General features: G+C 55.2%; 21 protein-coding genes. 12 read left to right on the top strand and 9 right to left on the bottom strand.

The window, feature by feature from the left end; translation table 11 throughout:
• Nucleotides 1-290: 290 nt before the first annotated feature.
• The gene (locus tag NANH_RS0101200) at nucleotides 291-731 is read right to left on the bottom strand and encodes a MarR family winged helix-turn-helix transcriptional regulator (protein ID WP_027260394.1); all 441 of its coding nucleotides are present in this window, start codon (nucleotides 729-731) and stop codon (nucleotides 291-293) included.
• 81 nt (nucleotides 732-812) lie between these two features.
• On the opposite strand from NANH_RS0101200, the gene NANH_RS28275 reads away from it, so the two are divergent.
• Both NANH_RS28275 and NANH_RS0101185 read left to right on the top strand, forming a co-directional pair.
• Nucleotides 813-983: a hypothetical protein gene (locus NANH_RS28275; protein ID WP_154665552.1), complete on the top strand. Its 171-nt coding sequence runs from the start codon at nucleotides 813-815 to the stop codon at nucleotides 981-983.
• 810 nt (nucleotides 984-1,793) lie between these two features.
• Nucleotides 1,794-2,171, top strand: coding sequence for a hypothetical protein (locus tag NANH_RS0101185; protein WP_027260392.1), 378 nt, complete (start codon nucleotides 1,794-1,796; stop codon nucleotides 2,169-2,171).
• Between the two features lie 19 nt (nucleotides 2,172-2,190).
• Here the strand turns inward: NANH_RS0101185 and NANH_RS0101180 are convergent, their stop codons facing one another.
• The 3 genes from NANH_RS0101180 to NANH_RS28775 form a co-directional block, all read right to left on the bottom strand.
• Nucleotides 2,191-2,394 (bottom strand): hypothetical protein, encoded by a 204-nt coding sequence (locus tag NANH_RS0101180; protein WP_027260391.1) that lies wholly within the window; start codon nucleotides 2,392-2,394, stop codon nucleotides 2,191-2,193.
• 109 nt (nucleotides 2,395-2,503) lie between these two features.
• Entirely contained in the window at nucleotides 2,504-3,859 is a 1,356-nt protein-coding gene (locus NANH_RS25105) for a DUF4942 domain-containing protein (RefSeq protein WP_051372189.1), read from the bottom strand.
• Nucleotides 3,856-4,200 (bottom strand): hypothetical protein, encoded by a 345-nt coding sequence (locus NANH_RS28775; protein ID WP_027260390.1) that lies wholly within the window; start codon nucleotides 4,198-4,200, stop codon nucleotides 3,856-3,858. Before NANH_RS28775 ends, NANH_RS25105 begins: the two co-directional genes overlap by 4 nt.
• Here NANH_RS28775 and NANH_RS29750 point away from each other — a divergent pair.
• From NANH_RS29750 to NANH_RS28770, 3 genes are all read left to right on the top strand, one after another.
• Nucleotides 4,127-4,303, top strand: coding sequence for a DUF3800 domain-containing protein (locus tag NANH_RS29750; protein ID WP_139236628.1), 177 nt, complete (start codon nucleotides 4,127-4,129; stop codon nucleotides 4,301-4,303). The genes NANH_RS28775 and NANH_RS29750 overlap by 74 nt on opposite strands.
• 393 nt (nucleotides 4,304-4,696) lie before the next feature.
• Nucleotides 4,697-4,960: a hypothetical protein gene (locus NANH_RS0101160; RefSeq protein ID WP_027260389.1), complete on the top strand. Its 264-nt coding sequence runs from the start codon at nucleotides 4,697-4,699 to the stop codon at nucleotides 4,958-4,960.
• Nucleotides 4,961-5,110: 150 nt separating this feature from the next.
• Entirely contained in the window at nucleotides 5,111-5,278 is a 168-nt protein-coding gene (locus tag NANH_RS28770) for a hypothetical protein (protein ID WP_161631355.1), read from the top strand.
• Between the two features lie 702 nt (nucleotides 5,279-5,980).
• Here NANH_RS28770 and NANH_RS0101150 read toward each other — a convergent pair.
• A complete protein-coding gene (locus NANH_RS0101150) occupies nucleotides 5,981-6,139 on the bottom strand; it encodes a hypothetical protein (RefSeq protein ID WP_154665551.1) in 159 nt (52 codons plus the stop codon).
• A 283-nt stretch (nucleotides 6,140-6,422) separates the two neighbouring features.
• Here NANH_RS0101150 and NANH_RS0101145 point away from each other — a divergent pair, with 283 nt between their 5' ends.
• The 4 genes from NANH_RS0101145 (at nucleotide 6,423) to NANH_RS28845 (ending at nucleotide 9,358) form a co-directional block, all read left to right on the top strand.
• Complete coding sequence (locus tag NANH_RS0101145) at nucleotides 6,423-7,772, top strand: hypothetical protein (protein ID WP_027260387.1); 1,350 nt, start codon at nucleotides 6,423-6,425, stop codon at nucleotides 7,770-7,772.
• Nucleotides 7,769-8,110: a hypothetical protein gene (locus NANH_RS0101140; RefSeq protein WP_036049168.1), complete on the top strand. Its 342-nt coding sequence runs from the start codon at nucleotides 7,769-7,771 to the stop codon at nucleotides 8,108-8,110. Before NANH_RS0101145 ends, NANH_RS0101140 begins: the two co-directional genes overlap by 4 nt.
• A gap of 3 nt (nucleotides 8,111-8,113) precedes the next feature.
• Complete coding sequence (locus NANH_RS0101135; RefSeq protein ID WP_027260385.1) at nucleotides 8,114-8,683, top strand: RES family NAD+ phosphorylase; 570 nt, start codon at nucleotides 8,114-8,116, stop codon at nucleotides 8,681-8,683.
• A gap of 207 nt (nucleotides 8,684-8,890) precedes the next feature.
• A complete protein-coding gene (locus NANH_RS28845; protein ID WP_051372188.1) occupies nucleotides 8,891-9,358 on the top strand; it encodes a P-loop NTPase family protein in 468 nt (155 codons plus the stop codon).
• Nucleotides 9,359-9,563: 205 nt separating this feature from the next.
• On the opposite strand, the gene NANH_RS25095 is transcribed toward NANH_RS28845, so the two are convergent.
• Both NANH_RS25095 and NANH_RS0101120 read right to left on the bottom strand, forming a co-directional pair.
• Nucleotides 9,564-10,187, bottom strand: a complete 624-nt coding sequence (locus NANH_RS25095; protein WP_036049165.1) for a nucleotidyl transferase AbiEii/AbiGii toxin family protein — start codon at nucleotides 10,185-10,187, stop codon at nucleotides 9,564-9,566.
• Nucleotides 10,188-10,225: 38 nt separating this feature from the next.
• Nucleotides 10,226-10,483 carry a hypothetical protein gene (locus tag NANH_RS0101120; RefSeq protein ID WP_036049162.1) on the bottom strand — a complete coding sequence of 86 codons (258 nt, stop codon included), beginning with the start codon at nucleotides 10,481-10,483 and terminating at the stop codon, nucleotides 10,226-10,228.
• A 489-nt stretch (nucleotides 10,484-10,972) separates the two neighbouring features.
• Here NANH_RS0101120 and NANH_RS0101115 point away from each other — a divergent pair, with 489 nt between their 5' ends.
• The 3 genes from NANH_RS0101115 to NANH_RS0101105 are packed head-to-tail and all read left to right on the top strand — an operon-like array spanning nucleotide 10,973 to nucleotide 14,657.
• Nucleotides 10,973-12,019, top strand: a complete 1,047-nt coding sequence (locus NANH_RS0101115) for a replication initiator protein A (protein ID WP_245601349.1) — start codon at nucleotides 10,973-10,975, stop codon at nucleotides 12,017-12,019.
• Nucleotides 12,020-12,030: 11 nt separating this feature from the next.
• Entirely contained in the window at nucleotides 12,031-12,207 is a 177-nt protein-coding gene (locus tag NANH_RS28265) for a hypothetical protein (protein ID WP_154665550.1), read from the top strand.
• Nucleotides 12,204-14,657, top strand: coding sequence for an AAA family ATPase (locus NANH_RS0101105; RefSeq protein ID WP_027260382.1), 2,454 nt, complete (start codon nucleotides 12,204-12,206; stop codon nucleotides 14,655-14,657). Before NANH_RS28265 ends, NANH_RS0101105 begins: the two co-directional genes overlap by 4 nt.
• Nucleotides 14,658-14,947: 290 nt before the next feature.
• On the opposite strand, the gene NANH_RS0101100 is transcribed toward NANH_RS0101105, so the two are convergent.
• The gene (locus NANH_RS0101100) at nucleotides 14,948-15,802 is read right to left on the bottom strand and encodes a DUF3800 domain-containing protein (RefSeq protein WP_027260381.1); all 855 of its coding nucleotides are present in this window, start codon (nucleotides 15,800-15,802) and stop codon (nucleotides 14,948-14,950) included.
• A 300-nt stretch (nucleotides 15,803-16,102) separates the two neighbouring features.
• Nucleotides 16,103-16,339, bottom strand: a 237-nt coding sequence (locus NANH_RS0101095; protein ID WP_027260380.1) for an ATP-binding protein, incomplete at its 5' end; no start/stop codon positions are given.

Genomic DNA, 16,339 nt, shown 5'->3' with positions numbered 1-16,339 from the left:
CTTGGCTGGCGCGCGGCCACGTGCCGACGCGCGGATCTCATGACCGTGGACCGGCGTTCATGTCCGATGGAGTGAATGCCCGCGCCCGGCGGCATCGCGATGTGCCGTTGCGGCGATTGGATTGACCCTGACCTGTGCCCCGCCGATCCCTCACCATGAGGTAGAATCTGCCCCGCCTATTTAGGAGCAGGCAAATGCGTAAGAGCCGTCCTGGCGGGCACGCCGAACCGGTTGTGGGTTTCGGATTTCACCTATGTCTCAAGCTGGCAGGGGGCGGTCTGCGCCGCCCCTCATTGCTCTTTGTCTTTTTGCATCGTGTCGATGACCCTCTGGATGAACTCCAGCAGCAGATCTTGTTCGTCCTCGGTCATATCGGCCAATGCGCATCTGTTGGTCTCAGCGGCCGCACGGTATGCGTCAGCACGAATACCTCGGGCTTTCTCGGTCAAATGGATCGTGCGCGCACGCGCGTCTGACGGATGTTCCTTGCGCACGATCAGGCCATCCCGTTCCATTCGCGTCAGTGTATTGGCAAGCGTAGCCTGTTCAATGTCGAGAACGGCAAGAAGCTCTTTCTGTGTCAGACCGTCTTTTTCCCACAGCGCCAGCAGGGCCGGGAATTGGCCGGGGACGATGCCGAGCGGAGCTATCCGCTTGCGAAGCCCGTCGGCGAAGAGCCGGGCCACGTGGTTCACGAGGTATCCTGCGGAGGTCATGCGATCGAATTTCATGAATGTTCTTTAACATTGCATTGTATGCTATGTAATAGTATATAGCTAGCTATTCATATCGAATCGGAAGGAACGCGGAAAATGAAAACTCTGAAAACCGCCTGCACCGTGCTTCTGGTATTTGCCGGTCCCGCATTGGCGCCATCAGACGAGATCGCGCCAGGACGCGAATTCGCCGCGTGGGACTTCGGATTCGATTTTATCGCAGAGGACGCCGGACAGGATCATGCGTATGAAACCGCGCCTGCCTAGCGATACCGGTTCCAGTTGCGTCTCTGGCGAGTTCGCCGAACGGTTGCTTCGGACATGACCAAGCCATTCTAAATCAACGTGAAAGGATCAACAAAAGACGCTCGAAGCGCGACGCTTGCATCCCCGCCAGCGTGCCCAATCAGATGAGCCGGACTCTCTCTTAGATCAAGCCGTCTTCGGGGCCAAAACCCTGACGACGGACAGCCCCCCTTACCCTTAAGGAGACACGTCATGAAGTATCCCGCACTTTTCCTCACGGCGGCGTTTGCGTTCTCAACATCGGCATCGGTACGGATGATCGCAGATCACGTTGTGCTCTGGATAAGGGCTATTTGTTCTGCTTATGTTCTCCGTCATGGGAAGCAAAGCGCCACATCGCTATGACATCATGGATCGGGAGTTTCCTGTCCGCATCAGTGTGCGCGCCGATCCCGCGACAAACGAGCTGACCCGGCAATGGTTGCAACGCCATGTCGGGACCGGCAACTATGCCAGCAAGCCTCACACGCTCTGGTCTTCACAGAAAGCGCATTGCATCTACTTCCGTTCGCTGCATGCTGCGACGAGCTTCATTTTGGGATGCCCCCACGTCCAGCTTGTTGGGGAGCCCTATCGCGGGCCGCATAGGTAGGAGGGGGCTGTCTGCCCCCGCGCCCTTCGGGCGCTCCCCCGAGGATATTCTTGGCAAGATGAAATCCAGTTCTTGGGGATAGTCGAGGTTTGAGAGTGATCATCGGCAAACTAGGCTGTGATCGCGCGCAAACATCGTCAGGCCGTGCGCTGGCAAAGCCAGTGTGATACGTTGGCACAATGAAAAACCCGCTTCGATCTTTGCTTGAGTTGCGTCAACGTGTGGTGGCTCAAAAGAACGCCCATGAAGAATGGCAAGATCGCGTCGTCGAACCGATCTTGGCCAGCGGCCACGACAAGCTGCTGACGGAAGCGTATCGACATCGCACCCGTGCGGTTTTCTTATCGTTGCTGATTGGTGGTTTCGTGGTCGTTGCCATGCTGGCCTATGTCATGTGGGACATTTCATGGCTGACAAATCCTGCGTTCTACATGGTCTTGGGCGTCTGTGCCTTTGGAATTTTTTGGACCATTCGCGAGACCGTGCACCATGTCAGATCGCATTTGGAAAAAATGCGCCAATGGCTCGATCAAAACGATGCGTTTTATCGACGCTGAAGCACGTTTTTGGTGCGTGTCAGTCTAAGCTGCGTTCATCTACCATGACTGCTACGAGGCGCTTTTCGTCCTTGATCCGCCACCGAACCACGCTGACGACACCCTGAAAATCGTCGATGTGAATTTCGTCTCCTACCCTTGGTAAGGCCCCCAGAATGTCGAGACGGGTTGCAAGGATCAACTCGTGGTCGTCTTCTCGCGGCGTGTAGAAGTTCACAAGCATTCCAGATGCCTTTCTTGTTGGGAGGGGAGGGGCTATCTGCCCCTATACTGTGCACGACCCCGAGAACACTATGAGCAATTTGCCCTTGTCTTAAGAGCTTATCAGCATGTTAGGCCCTCGGCTTCCAATAGATGCAATAGCCGGTCGGCACGTTCGTGCCTGAACTTGCGAAGCTGCCAACAGGGAGATCGCGCCAATCCCCTACAGCCTCGTCGTGGTCGTAGTGCGCCGTCGCAGGCAGGATGCAGACCAACCGCCCGCCCGGTTTCAAGAATCGCATGGCATGGGTCAAGTGCTTCAGCCAGTGCTTACCGTAGAAAGGGGGGTTCATCACCACGGCGTCAAAAGACGGGTCAGCGGCGACCTGCAAAAAATTGGCAACCATAACGTGATGGCCCTTCGCGCTAGCCTGGGCCGCGCGCCCGCCGTCATACTCAACGCCTGTGACAGTGACCGGGCCGCTCATACGGCTTTCGTGCAGATCGGCGTTACGGACGGCCAGCTCGTCCATCAACGCGCCGTCACCGCATGATGGCTCTAGGATTGCCTCACCGCCCCGCAAATGCAGGGCGTCAACGACGGTTTCGGCAACCGTTTTTGGCGTCGGGTAAAATTGCAAGTCGCGGGCCACTTCGGTGCTTGGCCGCTTGGCCTCGCTCTCGCTCGGAGCATCGGGCAGGACCTCGCCGTAGAACTTTGCAAGGGCACGGTTGATATCGAGCAAGCCTTGCTTGTCGAAGATCAGATGCCCGTTCTCGTTCTTGAAAACCTTGATCTTGCCGCCGCAGAAATCGGCCTCCCCCCACTTTTCGGCCTCATCCATCATGTTTTCAAACTCGACGTGGGTGTAGCGTGCCTCGCCGCGATAGAGCCGCAAGGCATTGAGGGTGTCTTTGACCCGCTCACGGCCCCATGAATTCCAGCCTGTGACATAGGAAACGATGATCCGCTTAGGCAGGCCCTCAACCCCGATTTTGACCTTTGAATGGCTCTTGTAGGCCGGGTCCAGATCGCAGAAGCATTCGGCCAAGCCTTTCAGCACATGAAAGCGCCGGTCCAGCAGGTAGTCCCCGAAGATTTCGGCGATGTTTTCAAGAGTGAAGGGGAGGGGCGTTGTCAGCTTCAACTCAAGCTGTTTGCGGTCCTTGGCCGTCGCAATGCTCTCGATTTTCAACCCGTTGTAGACGTGCTTCCATGCGGACCGCAGAAGGGCTAGGCGCACGTCTCGTTCATATAGCCGTGCATCCGATGAAAACGGGTCAGAACCATAGGTGCCCTGAATGCAGGCGGCTGTTTTGATTGCTGTTTCTGCCTCATGAAAGGTGGCAACGGCCTCTGTGATTGCCGCCGCTTTGATATCGTATTCCTCAACGATATCGGACAGGCTCAAGCGGATGGCTGGGGCGTTATGCGCCTCTTGGTCTATAGTTTCACCGATGCGGGCGAATTCCGTGTGCTGGTTCATGTCTGGGCCTCGTTCGTATCCAGCCCGTCGAATAGATCGCCTTGATTGATCTGCCATGACGCGGCGGGCAGGGGATCGACCCCTGTGGTTTCAATGATGATTTTTGACTGCCGTTCGCGTTTCGCTCCGCTGTCTGTGCGGTAGGTCTCTCCAATGAGGATGTAGAAGCGGTTCGGCTGCTCTGGGTCGCTGGTCAGGCAATAGCGCTTGTTTGAACCTTTGCGACCCAACCATTGCGCATGGTTTTCTTCGCCACGCAGATACTCAATGCAGTCAAGAATGTTGCGCTTGTCGGCGGCTGTGAGACGCGTCACGCCAGTGGACTCTGCCGCATCGCGCATGTTGCAACTTGCCGATGTAGTTGCACATGCGCGTGCGTGGATCGACAAAGAGGAAGAAAACGCCAAAAAGCTCCGCGATGCTTACAGGATCGAAGTCCTATAATGGCAAAAACCGCCACGAGGGCGGTTTTTTGGGGTGCGGCTCGCAACCGGTCCTTGTTTGAGGCCCGGGTCACCGCTGCTCCCGCCCGGCACACGGCCTGACAGGTCACGCGAAAGATATAGCAAATCTGGCCTAAGAATTCAACAACACCGTACGCGGCGGCTTACAACGGTCCTCTGGGGCTGTCTGCCCCTGGCGCGTCCCGCGCCTCCCCCGAGGATATTTCGGGCAAGATGAAGAGCAAAACGGAACTCTTGTTTACGTAACAATACAGTATTACTGTTATTGCAGGATACAGCCGGGGACGGCGATGGTCCTGCAAGGTGAAATGGCAATCCATTCACTAGGAAGCCGGGGCCACAAGGCTCCGGTTTTCGCTTCAGAGAGGCGCGCATGATGAAGGTTTTACTGATCATTGTCGTTTTCAACTTCGAAACAGGTGCGGAGCTTGCAACTGATATGAGTTTTGGGAACGAACCCGCCTGCCATGCCGCGGCATTGACGAAGTTTCAGGAGATTGATGATCAGGTTAGGGTAGAGGCCATGGAAGTCCCGGAAGGTCAGGGAATGCTGGAGGGGACGATGATTGCCTATGGTGCCGACGGTGCTGAGATTGGCATGTATGCCTGCAATGTGCTCAGATCGACAGCGGGGTAGGGGAAGGTTTTCAGGGGTTCAGTGAAGAAGGTTGTTTTCAGCGGAGAGGTTGCTTCTGCGCTGCAGTGTTTGAGGTGTCAGGGGTTCGTGTGCGAGTTTAACAAATAGTGGCCGCGGTCATTGCCCTCGGATACTGGCGGGTTCATTGCCATGATCCGTTTGTTTGGCTGGGTAGGCACGTTGCTGCGCCACGAGACCGAATGCGACGGCTTTGGATTTGTGAGGGCAGTTTACGATCCTCATCGTTTGACCACCGATATGGTTGACGAGCTGATCCGGGACCAAGCAGCATCCTACGCTGTGCTGTTGCAGACGTAGCGCTGTTTGCGACTGCCGGGAATTGGGTGACAAGGTTTTGGCGCGCGCAAGCGATGCCGCGCTCCGTGCGTCAAACGTCTCTTCCGCCAGGTCGTCATAGGTAGATGCTCGTCGTCTGACGGGGGTCATGTGCCTGGCTCATCTTTTGCCGGCGCACTTGGTGGTCGCGCACTCAAGCTTGCGGCGTGGGCCCCGAAGATGGCGCCGATGCCACCGGAGAACAGATGGGAGAGTGTTGCGAAGAGCTGGTCCATGTTTTGGCTTGATCCATTCACTGCGGTGTAGACAGCGGTGGCGCCCGCGCCTACACCACAGGCGACGGTAAGAAACACGATGGTCCAGAAGATTGGTGTCTGAGACGGTTGATGCATGTTTTGAACCCTTTTTTCCTGACGAGAGTCCAAACCAGCTAATACGCACGAGCGAATCGGGTTTTGGCCAATGATATTATTGTGATGACTCTTCACACACGTGTTATTCGCCTGACTGGGCTAAGTGGCGTAGTGTTGGGAAGCTCACTGGCCAAAAGAGACCCTTGTGCCCAAAGCGTAGCGGATTTGAGAGCCAAATTTTGGCCTCCCAAGAGTGTTGGAAAAACGCGGTCCTCCTGAGTGTTCCCTATACAGACGGTTCTCCGACGCCTTTGGTGCGCCTGCTGGGCGTTGCTGCAAAAAGCCCGCCCAAAAGCGCGGGCCGGAGCGGCTAAGCAGGATCTGATTGATCCGGCGGTACCAGCGTCTTTTCGTACTCAACCTCGACTTTGAGGAAGCCAGGTATCGACAGGGCAACGCTAATGGTGACTTTAGCTTTGTCGCCGAGGCTACGTAGGGTGGCACGGATTTTCTTCATCAGTTTTGTCATAGTGATCTCCTTTTGCTTACGGGTAATGACGAAGTCCAAGTGACACACAGAGACGCGTGTCTGCACCCGCAGGGTCGCAACGCAGTGAAGAAGAGCGAAGCCCTTGCGGGCACGTGCCGATGTGTCATGGTTCGGGCGTAGGATTGGCCGAATTCCAGAAGGATTCACGCAGTGTCAGACCGAAAGAGAAGCCGCCCACGCTGAAGCGCGGGCGGCCTGCTAAGAAGACTGGATTGACTTTTGCGTTTCACGGAATTAGTTTCTGAAACAGAAAGGTCACATCATGAGCGTTATCGCATTTCCAAAGCAAGCTTCCGTCTTTCAACCTGTGGCGCATTACATCCGCCTGGGGGAAACGAGTTACCGAAAGGTCGCTGAACTGGCCGCTGCGGGCGTGATCAAGAGCAAGCGCTTTGTGCTGGATGGTTCGAAAATCGGCTTTCAGGAAGACATTATTCAGGTTCTGCAGGGCCTTGGTGCAGAGATAGTCCTTGATCCGCGCACCATCGAGCTCTCTGCGCGACGCAAATGTGCAGGACTGGCCTCGAGCGCCCCATGGGCACCTGAGACACGGGGCGTACCGCTTGCGCCAGATGTGTTTCGGGACCGTCACCCGACCGATATCTATGGGGCCATTGCGCGGTGTGCCGTTAAACATGGCGTCAGTGCCGTCTTGTCACCGTCGCATTATCTTGCCGATCCCAGTTTTGAAGGCTGGCAGGCGATCGACCATGACGCCTGTTTGCTGTTGCGGCGCGCGCTTGATTCAGAAGGCGGAAAGTCAATCGCGATAGACTATCTCGTGGCCGCGCGGCTGACGGACTTTATGGATGAGAGCTTCCAATCGAAGATGATGCCGAACCTGTCGGATCTGCCTTATGACAATCTCTGGGTGCGGGCATCGATGTCCAAAGCTCTTGGGCCGGTGAATGCGCAGCGTCTCGTGCGCACGCTGTCCCGTTGGCACAATATCGGGAAACCGATTGTGATGGATTATATGGGTGGATTGTCGGCAGAGTCCTTGGCGGCGATGAATGTCGTCTCAGGCATTGCACATGGCTTTGGGGAACAAACGTCCTTCACAACTACAAAATGGGCGGAACCGCCCGAAGAACGCGACAAGGACAAGCCCGGTGGACGGGCAACCCGCATTGGTGTGTCGTCACTTGGATGCACATTTACAAGTGCGGAGCTGGATGTGCTGATGTCGGCGCATGGCGCGAAATCAGCGTTGCTGCCCAATGACCGGACGGTGTTGCCAAACGGGGTAGAGGACATTCGTCGCGATCCGCGCCGTTTCAATGTCTATGATGCGCAGCGCCGCATGGAAGAGATCAACGCAATTCCGACCGCCAATCGGCCAGACCATTTTGCCGATAAGCGCATGCGCGAGGTCGTTGCCACAGCGAACAAGGCCGCAAAGCTGAATCCAAAGGCAGAGATTGCCGAGGCCAAAAAAGTGGATCTGACAAAGCTGCGCGCGCGGCTCGTCAAATTCAGCACGCAATCAGAAAAACTCAGGGGGACATATGAAAATCTTGCTCAAGAACGTACGGAACAGGGGGCGACGGTGAGGGCGATCGGCGATTTGCGTCGAAGCACTCCACTCAACCAGACTGGAACGGAGAGATGACAACTACAGCAATTGCAAGGAGCATATCAGATCTTGAATCTATCGGTGGTTTGAACGGGACAGACATTGCGAATGTCACAGATGTCTCCAAAGCCACAGTCTCTCGCTGGCGAAATGGGACGAAGCGACCTCAGCCAACCAGCGAGCGAGTTCTGTCTGACCTCATCTATGTTGTGAGGCGGTTGGAAGACTACTACTCCAATGACGAAATTCGTCTTTGGCTATACGCGCGCCATCCGCAGCTCGAAGGGCAGCGGGCCATTGACTTGATCCATGATGGCGAGGTGGTGGAGATCTTCCGCGTGCTCGATCGTCTGGACACTGACGGATATCTGTAACACATGATCGAAGGTCCCAGAGATCACACACTCATCGATGCTCTGGAAGGACTAGCGACCCAGGCATATGAAGGCCGCCTGTGGCGCGTTACGCGCGACGGGCGGGACCCGACGCTTTTCTTTGCAGGCGGCAACCGGTGGGATGACGGCACATTTGAGGTCCTCTACACCTCGATGAGCCGGGAAGGGGCGCTTGCGGAGATGCACTATCATGTCGCGCGGGGCCAGCCGATTGCACCTTCAAAAATCAAGTACCGGCTGCATGAGCTACAGGTGAAGATCGATGGCGTTCTCGACCTAACCGACATGTCATTCCTGGCCGGTCTTGGGATTGATCCGGCGACATACGGAAAGCTGCCTTATCTTAAGCGGGAAGGTGAGTATGAAGCTTGCCAAAAGATCGGCGAGGCTGCGCATTTCCTAGGCTCAGAGGATGAAGCAGATCCCTCGGCGCTATTGGTGCCAAACGCGCGGCATGACGGCAGCAACATGGTGATTTTCGGGGACTATGTCAGCTTTGAAGCTGTTGACCATGTCAAAGACCATGGCGTGATCGACTGGACAAAGATCTAGCTGACACCGCGGCCAAACAATCATTCCTTCGCTTTCGGGTTGAAGGGCAGCCGGTGGGTTCCTATTCTCAGGACACGGCTGACGCCCCAGCCTCCCCCCTCCGTTGGGAAAGTATTCAGCATGCAGGGTTTGCAATAGAGCTTTTTCTGTTCGAGCGCTCACATGAGGAGGGATTGTGAATTTTTGCTCGCAATAGGAGAAACTCACATGAACCTCTCTGCACCCATCAATGAACTGAAATGCAAGGCGAGGCTCATTCGTCGCGAAGACGACATTCCTTTGAACCGTGCTCTGGAACGCATCGCCAAAGAGGAAGGCTATCCGAGCTGGGGCTTGTTGATCCGTGACTATGAAGCGCAAAAACCAAAGCCGAATGCACTACCTCGAACGGGGTATCAAATCACCTCCCTTCCTGTAGACGCGTCCTATCGGAGGGAGGCGATCTCGCTGGCAAACAGCACCTTCGAAATGGTTGTGCGCCGAATTGAGCCGGACAATCCGAGGGATACGCGGGCGCTTTGGGATGCTGAAGACTATGTCGACAATCATCATCTCAGCCCAGACATGCTCCCAATCGACAGTGAATATGCGCTGTCCTTGATTGAGGCTTTTTTGGTTCATCACGTCATCGATCTTGCTGTCAGGGCAGACGATGCGGCAGGTGCTGAAACCTAGACGAAAGGGGTGGGGCTTCGGCCCCGTCTTTCGGTTTGCGAAGTCACGTTCAAGGAGTGTGATAGGCCACTCCGGCGCAAAGATCGTGCCTCGGATGGGACCTCGATTCTGGTCGGGACCTGACCAAAGCGGATCGTCGATGTATGTGGAGGGGAGGGCCCTTGACGTAATTGTATCTTCGTCTCTGAAAGACTTGTCAGAGATGTCAGACCTTTCGCAGTGTCTCGAGGGCTATGTCGCGGGCGGTTTTTACGAGACCGGCGGAGGTGTCCCGAAGAGCCAGCTGTGAGATGCTGTTGGAGATGTAATCTTCTGACAGCTTTTCAATCTGTTGGATTGCGATGTGAACGTGGCCGGGAATGGTTGCCAATGCAGCAAGGATCTCGTCGGACTGCCCGGATGTCACTGCTGCTGCAACGTCGAAGATATCCCGCGGTTGGATGCGCGACCCACGGTACCGGATTTTCTTGGCGACGATTTCTGGAACGGTTTCGAGCGAGACCTGCCGGCCTTCGATTTGTGTTTCGATGGTCGGGGTGTCTGTGACATGGCCGGTGACGATAAAGTCGATTTCGCCGATACCGTCGAAAGCGATCTTAAGGTGGCCGGACCCGTCTCCGTTATAGGTCGCTTCGCCGATGGAAAACTGCATCTCGGCAACGGTCGCTTCCACGTAGGGCAACAACTGGGGGTCATCGAGGAAGAGGTCGACATCATGGCTCTCGCGATGATCAATCTGGATCATCATTGCGGTACCACCACCGAATGACCAATTCTCCAAGATCTGTACGTCGTGATTGACGCGATCAATAATGCTGAAGGCTTCCATGATAAGATCGCGCCATCGGGACGCGGCCGAAACCACGCCTAAGCAGCCAGGGCGACGGGCTGGCCGGACCAGTTCGCAAACTCTGTTGCGGTTGCCGCGAGTTCCGATGGCGAAATGCCAAAAGCCTCGGCGAAAGCGATCTGTGCGTCGACCGGGGTTTCGGTCAAAAACGACCCCACTTGTGCAAGCTTGATGTCGTGCTGCGAAATGGCCAACGCGAGAGCGTCCGCATCCAGCATCGTCTGGTACGGAGCGTTCACTGTGGTCAGTATCGCTGTTTGCATCGTCTTGGTCATAGCCAGATAGATATACGATACTGGGGGTTAAATTCAAGTTTGCTGATCGTTCCAAGGCTTCTCTGGGTGACTCAATTGATGAAAATGCACCAATTCTTCTAAGCATTTCGTTGCTCTATGTCTCTTCGCACAAATCATTGGTTGGACGTATAGCCGATCAGTGTGTGTTAAATCTGTGTTATATGAATGGGTTACGGATAAATTTGTTCTGATTCAATGCATGATATCAATAGCTTACAAAATGTGCGGTGGGTGATAAGCCAACAAAAGGGTGTGCGATAAGCCAGCGTTCGGTGTGTGGCAAGCCACTGGCATGTATTCATTGATCATTTTGGCTCAGCCATTGGCCGAGTGTGCGATAAGCCAGCTAAATAGGGGTTTTGGTGGGTGATAAGCCAAAGGATTGACTTGGTGGGCGATAAGCCACTAGTGTGTGATAAGCCAGAGACAGAGAGAATCGGTGGGTAATAGGCCAGTATGGTGACTGAGGTGGGTGATAAGCCAGTGAAGCGGTTAGCGAACCCGCTGCTGCCAGACCGGTTCCAGCAGCCGGATCTGTTCATCTGCGATATCTTCGATGCAGCGCCAAAGAGCGACATGGCCGGTATGGAGCATCCGGTTTTCTCGATCTCCAAGAAGCCAGACCATCAGACGCGCCGCTATGAGAACGGCGAAAATTACATCGAGATTTCACCGTCAGCGAAGGGAATGGCAACGGTTTTTGATCGTGACATTCTCATTTTTTGTATCTCGCAGCTTATTGCTGCACTGAATGACGGCCGTGAAGTCTCCAAGACGGTAAGTTTCAAGGTGAGCGATTATATCGTTGCAACCGGCAAGCCGGCAGGGGGCAGCGCATATAATCGGGCCGAAGAGGCTCTTGAGCGACTGCGGGGGACGACAATCAAAACAAACATCCACACCGGTGATGAGCGGCAGTGGAACGTGTTTGGCTTGGTGGAAAGCGCGAAGACGGTGCGCCGCGATGTCGATGGGGTGCTACAGGAAGTCCAGGTGACACTGTCGGATTGGGTCTTCAATGCCATTCAGGCTAAGGAAGTGCTGACGATCAGCCGAGATTATTTCCGCCTGAAGAAACCGCTAGAGCGGCGGATGTATGAGATCGCCCGCAAACACTGTGGGAAGTCAGCTGAATGGCGCATTGGTTTGGAAAAGCTGCGCCTGAAATGCGGCTCGCAGTCGTCGGCTAAAGAGTTCAAGCGCCTGGTCAACAACATCATCGCGGATGCTGAGCAGCACGATCACTTCCCGGATTACGATCCTTTCCTGGAGGGTAACATCGTCGTCTTCCGCAGTAAGGGAACAGTTCCGGTACCTGTTGTCGAAATCTACGAAGGGGCGCTCGATCCTGAAGCCTACCATGACGCTCGCACCGCTGCGCCTGGCTGGGACGTGCGGATGATCGAGCAGGAGTGGAGGGCATGGTGCGGACGCGAAGAGATCGAGCCCAAGCATCCGGCGCGCCATTTCATCAAATTCTGCCACAGCTGGTATGAAAAGCGCGGCAAGCCCTAGGAGTTAAGAGCATGGCGTCCCTGCAGGCGGCGGTGGTCGCAAAATTCATTGAGACTTTAGAGGCAAATGAAACCTTTGACTCTGCCAAGATCGAAAAGCTGAAAGACTGCCTTCTGGATGACAAGAAGACCAAGGCAGACGAGCTGGTCGACATCTTCTCTCTGCCGGATGGGGGAGAGGTTCTGTGATCAAAATCCTCTCAGCCCACATCGAAGAGTTCAGGGGCATTCGCAAACTCGACATCGACCTCGATGGCAAGACATTTGCCGTGTCAGGCCCGAACGGATCCGGCAAGAGCGGCGTGATTGATGCGATAGAGTTTGGTCTGACCGGGCAGATCGGCCGCCTGACAGGGCGCGGTACCAAGGGGCTGAGCATCGGAGACCATGCGCCGCATGTTGATCGGATCAATTTCCCGGATGCAGCGTTTGTCGAACTTGAACTGACCTTCCCAACCCTTGGAAAGTCGGCGAAGCTCACGCGCAGCGTTTCAGCGCCAAAGAAACCAAAGATAGAGCCCAATGACGCGGCTATCGTCGAAGTCCTGCAGGACGTGGCGAGCCATCCGGAGATTACGCTCGCCCGACGGGAGATTTTGAAGTTCATCCTTGTCGAACCGACAGAGCGATCCAAGGAAATTCAGGCAATCCTTAAGATCGACGACCTTGGTCAAACCCGGTCTGTGTTAAACACGGCATTTGGCAAGCTCAACCGGGCGGCGACAGCGGCTGAAAAAGACACAAAAAACAAGCGTAACACCCTGCTTCAGCATCTCGGCCTGTCATCTCTCTCAGCCTCCGATGTCATGGGAGCCGTGAACCCAAATCGGCAGCTGCTTGGATTGCCGGTTCTTGACGAGGTCACGGCAGAGACCAAACTTGACCAGGGCCTAGCTGAACCGTCGTCAGAGCAGCCGCTCAACACCGCCGCGGCGCTGATTGAGCTAACGAAGCTCAAGGATGCGATCGATGGCTTGCCAACACTGGAAACGCCAGCAGCGACCCGTCTCCTGGATCATATCAAAAAACTGGAAAACGACCCGCAACTGTTGATCGCGTTGCACCAGCGCGCCTTGGTGGCTCAAGGTTTGAAACTCGTCGACGGACCTGAATGTCCGATGTGCGACCATGAATGGCCGGATGAGGCGCATCTGCTGGCGCATTTGCACGCGAAACAGGAAAAGTCGAAGACGGCCGGAGAGGTGCAGCAAAATCTTATGGATGACGCCGGTGCTTTGTCGTCTGAGGTGGCAAACCTGAAAGCGCTTCTGTTGGAAGCGCATCGCATCGCAAAAGCTGAGAAGGCGGCAGATTTTCTGGCGCAGATTGAAGCCTGGGGCAAGGACTTGGCCTCTTTACAGGAGAAACTGAAGCAGTTTTCCGATGTACTGGCTCTCAAGGATCGGCTTGAAGCGGGGTGGCCTGGGATGCCGCGCGGGTTCGAAGTGGCGTTGTCCGAGTTCACGGAAGCGGTGCGGGCCAAGCCTGATCAGACAGCAACGGTTGAAGCGCAAAGCTTTCTGATCAACGCGGATCAGCGGTTTCACGACTACCGTGAGGCACGGAAAGTAGAGACTGACGCCAAGAAAGCCCGCGAGGCCAGTGAGGTGGCCTATGAGGCTTGGTGCAGCGCAATGGAAACAGAACTCGACGCGCTTTATGACGCAGTCGAAGATGATTTCAGCAAGTTCTACCGTGTCCTCAATGATGGCGATGAACAGAAATTCGTGGCACGCTTGAAGGCGACCGAAGGTCGTCTCGACTTTGACGTCAATTTCTACGAACGCGGTCTGTTTCCACCGGGGGCGTTTCACAGCGAAGGCCATCAGGACGGAATGGGCGTATGCCTGTATCTGGCTCTCATGAAGCGACTGCTCGGAGATGGATTTTCGGTCGCCCTACTCGATGATGTCGTCATGTCCGTCGACGCGGATCACCGATATCAGTTCTGCAAACTGCTGATGTCGGAGTTTCCCGACACCCAGTTTGTGATCGCCACGCATGATAAAGTTTGGGCAGAGCAAATGCGGTCGGCCAAATTGGTGACCCGCAAGACTTCAATCGCATTTGACAGCTGGTCTGTGGAGACCGGGCCGGTTGTGGAGGCCAATCCGGACGTGTGGGCTGATATTGAAGCTGAGCTGGCCAAGGACAGGGTCGAAGTTGCGGCACCCATTCTGCGGCGCCATATGGAATTCGTTTCTCGCTTGCTTGCAGATCAGCTGGCAGCTCAGACAGGGTTTCGGGCTGACAATAATTATGACATGGGAAGTTTGCTTCCAAGCGCCATGTTTCGACTGAAAGAGCTGCTAGGGAAAGCAGCAGATGCTGCGCAATCCTGGAACAATGGCTCTCAAAAGACCGACGCCTTAGCGCGCAAACAGAAGCTGAAAGAGGCCAGCACTCACAAGGGTGAAGAGGATTGGGCGATCAATCGGGCGGTTCACTTCAATGATTGGGCCAACTTCACTGCAAACGACTTCGCGCCAGTCGTGAAAGCTCTTCAGGATCTCCTTGACTGTGCCAAATGTCCGGAATGCCAGGGCTGGCTTTATGTGACACCTCGACATGGCCCGCCTGAAGCGCTGCGATGCTCGTGCTCGTCGACCAACCTGAATCTGAAACGGAAGCCAAAGTGACGTGGCACAAGGACGTTTTGGGCGAAGATCGTGACCCGTATGGGCGGAGACCCTAGGCTCCGGTCGGCGAGGCCGACTAGAGCTGATCGCCGCAGGCGACGCCCCCTGAACATACCAATGACTGACATTGAAACACGGGCGTACCGCACCAGTAGAAAATAATTTTAGGACTATAAATCAAGGCCTTAAAGTGGCGTAAGAACATCGAACGGTGTTGCCGAACTGGACAAATCGATCTGCTGGTGCTATCTCTCTCCTCGGAGGCTTTGCTGGCGACGGCATTGCCTTTTTTATTGGTCGACGGCTGCTCTCAGGTCGTTGATGATTTTGAACCCATAGTTCGTGTAACCCCCGGGCGTGTGTTGGGTAAACCGAAGACGCATAACTTTGCGAGAAAGATCATCGAGCTCGGGGCGCCGCTGCGCGTGCATGCCGTTCAACCGCACACCCCAACTGATGAAATAGGCCATCAAATCAGCAACTTGGACCATTGTGGTCATATCGCTGTGAACGAAAAACGGCTCGGGAATGATCAGACGTGACCGGGTTCGGCCTTTGTTGGTCTTCAGGAAATACTCTGACACTTGAGTCAGGAGGATATGGCTTGCGCTTTTGTCCAGCTCGTCGAAAACGACGTATCCCATCGGATCTTCCGGCTGACTGTTCAAAAAGTAGAAAAACCGCTCGAACAGATAGGCATAGTCTTTGCGCAACATACCTCCAGCGGGGCGAGGCGCGGTCTGGGGAACAATGGATGCAAAAGCCTGTGCCTTCGCTTTGCGAGAGATATCTAGCGCACGGCAAACATAAGCGAGTTTCGCTTGTGCCAGGGCCGTCAGGCGCTCGCGGCTGACGGCAGTGCCGTCTTGCAAAATCTCGCGTGCAAGGGTCCGTCGCTGATCGGCTGGAAACGGTGGCATTTGCGCTGCATGCGTGAAGACCTTCTTTTTGAGAAGCTTCTGAGCTTTGGCCTCGCTGCCATATGCCTCGAAGAGACGCAGACCGAAAATCTCCTCCTGTGCATCGGAAAGATCCCGTATCAGCCGCCAGAGTTTTCGGTCTTCAATGGCGATCCCAGCAAGGACTTCATATGGCGATTGCCGCTGATCCTGCCCGGATTCATCGATAAAAAGTGCCCAACTCATAGCGCCCCACCTTTAAGTCTTTTGGCCGGAAACCTGCCACAGGGACCGAAAAAGGGAAAGCTCGGACGGAAACGGCGCTCTCTCGTCGATCTCATGACCGTAAGGCAGGGGAGTTGCCCGCGAACACAACGAGAGAGCTCCAAAAAAGGACCTGAATCAATGGCTCTTGCTGCAACGCGCCTCACAAGCCTCGTCTCCGATGCAGGCCGATCAAGCTGCCGATGAGGTGTTGATTGTCGCTGAGAACTGACCCGGCATTGTCACCGAGACTTGACCCACCCAGCTGTTATGTTCTTTGCGTCATGATGGCGTCAATGCTGCTGTCTCCTTTCGTTTCTTTTTCGCTGTCTCCGAGCTGGCCTTGAACCGATAGCTGTCATTGCCGGTCTCCAGGATGTGGCAGCGGTGGGTAAGGCGGTCGAGTAGCGCGGTGGTCATTTTCGCATCGCCGAACACGCTGGCCCATTCGCTGAAGCTCAAGTTCGTGGTGATGACGACGCTGGTGCGCTCGTAGAGTTTACTGAGAAGGTGGAACAA

The sequence above is a fragment of the Sedimentitalea nanhaiensis DSM 24252 genome (assembly GCF_000473225.1).
GTDB classification, from domain to species: Bacteria; Pseudomonadota; Alphaproteobacteria; order Rhodobacterales; family Rhodobacteraceae; genus Sedimentitalea; species Sedimentitalea nanhaiensis.
The sequence above is the reverse complement of the archived record's forward strand: the minus strand, read 5'-3'. Positions and strand labels throughout refer to the sequence as shown.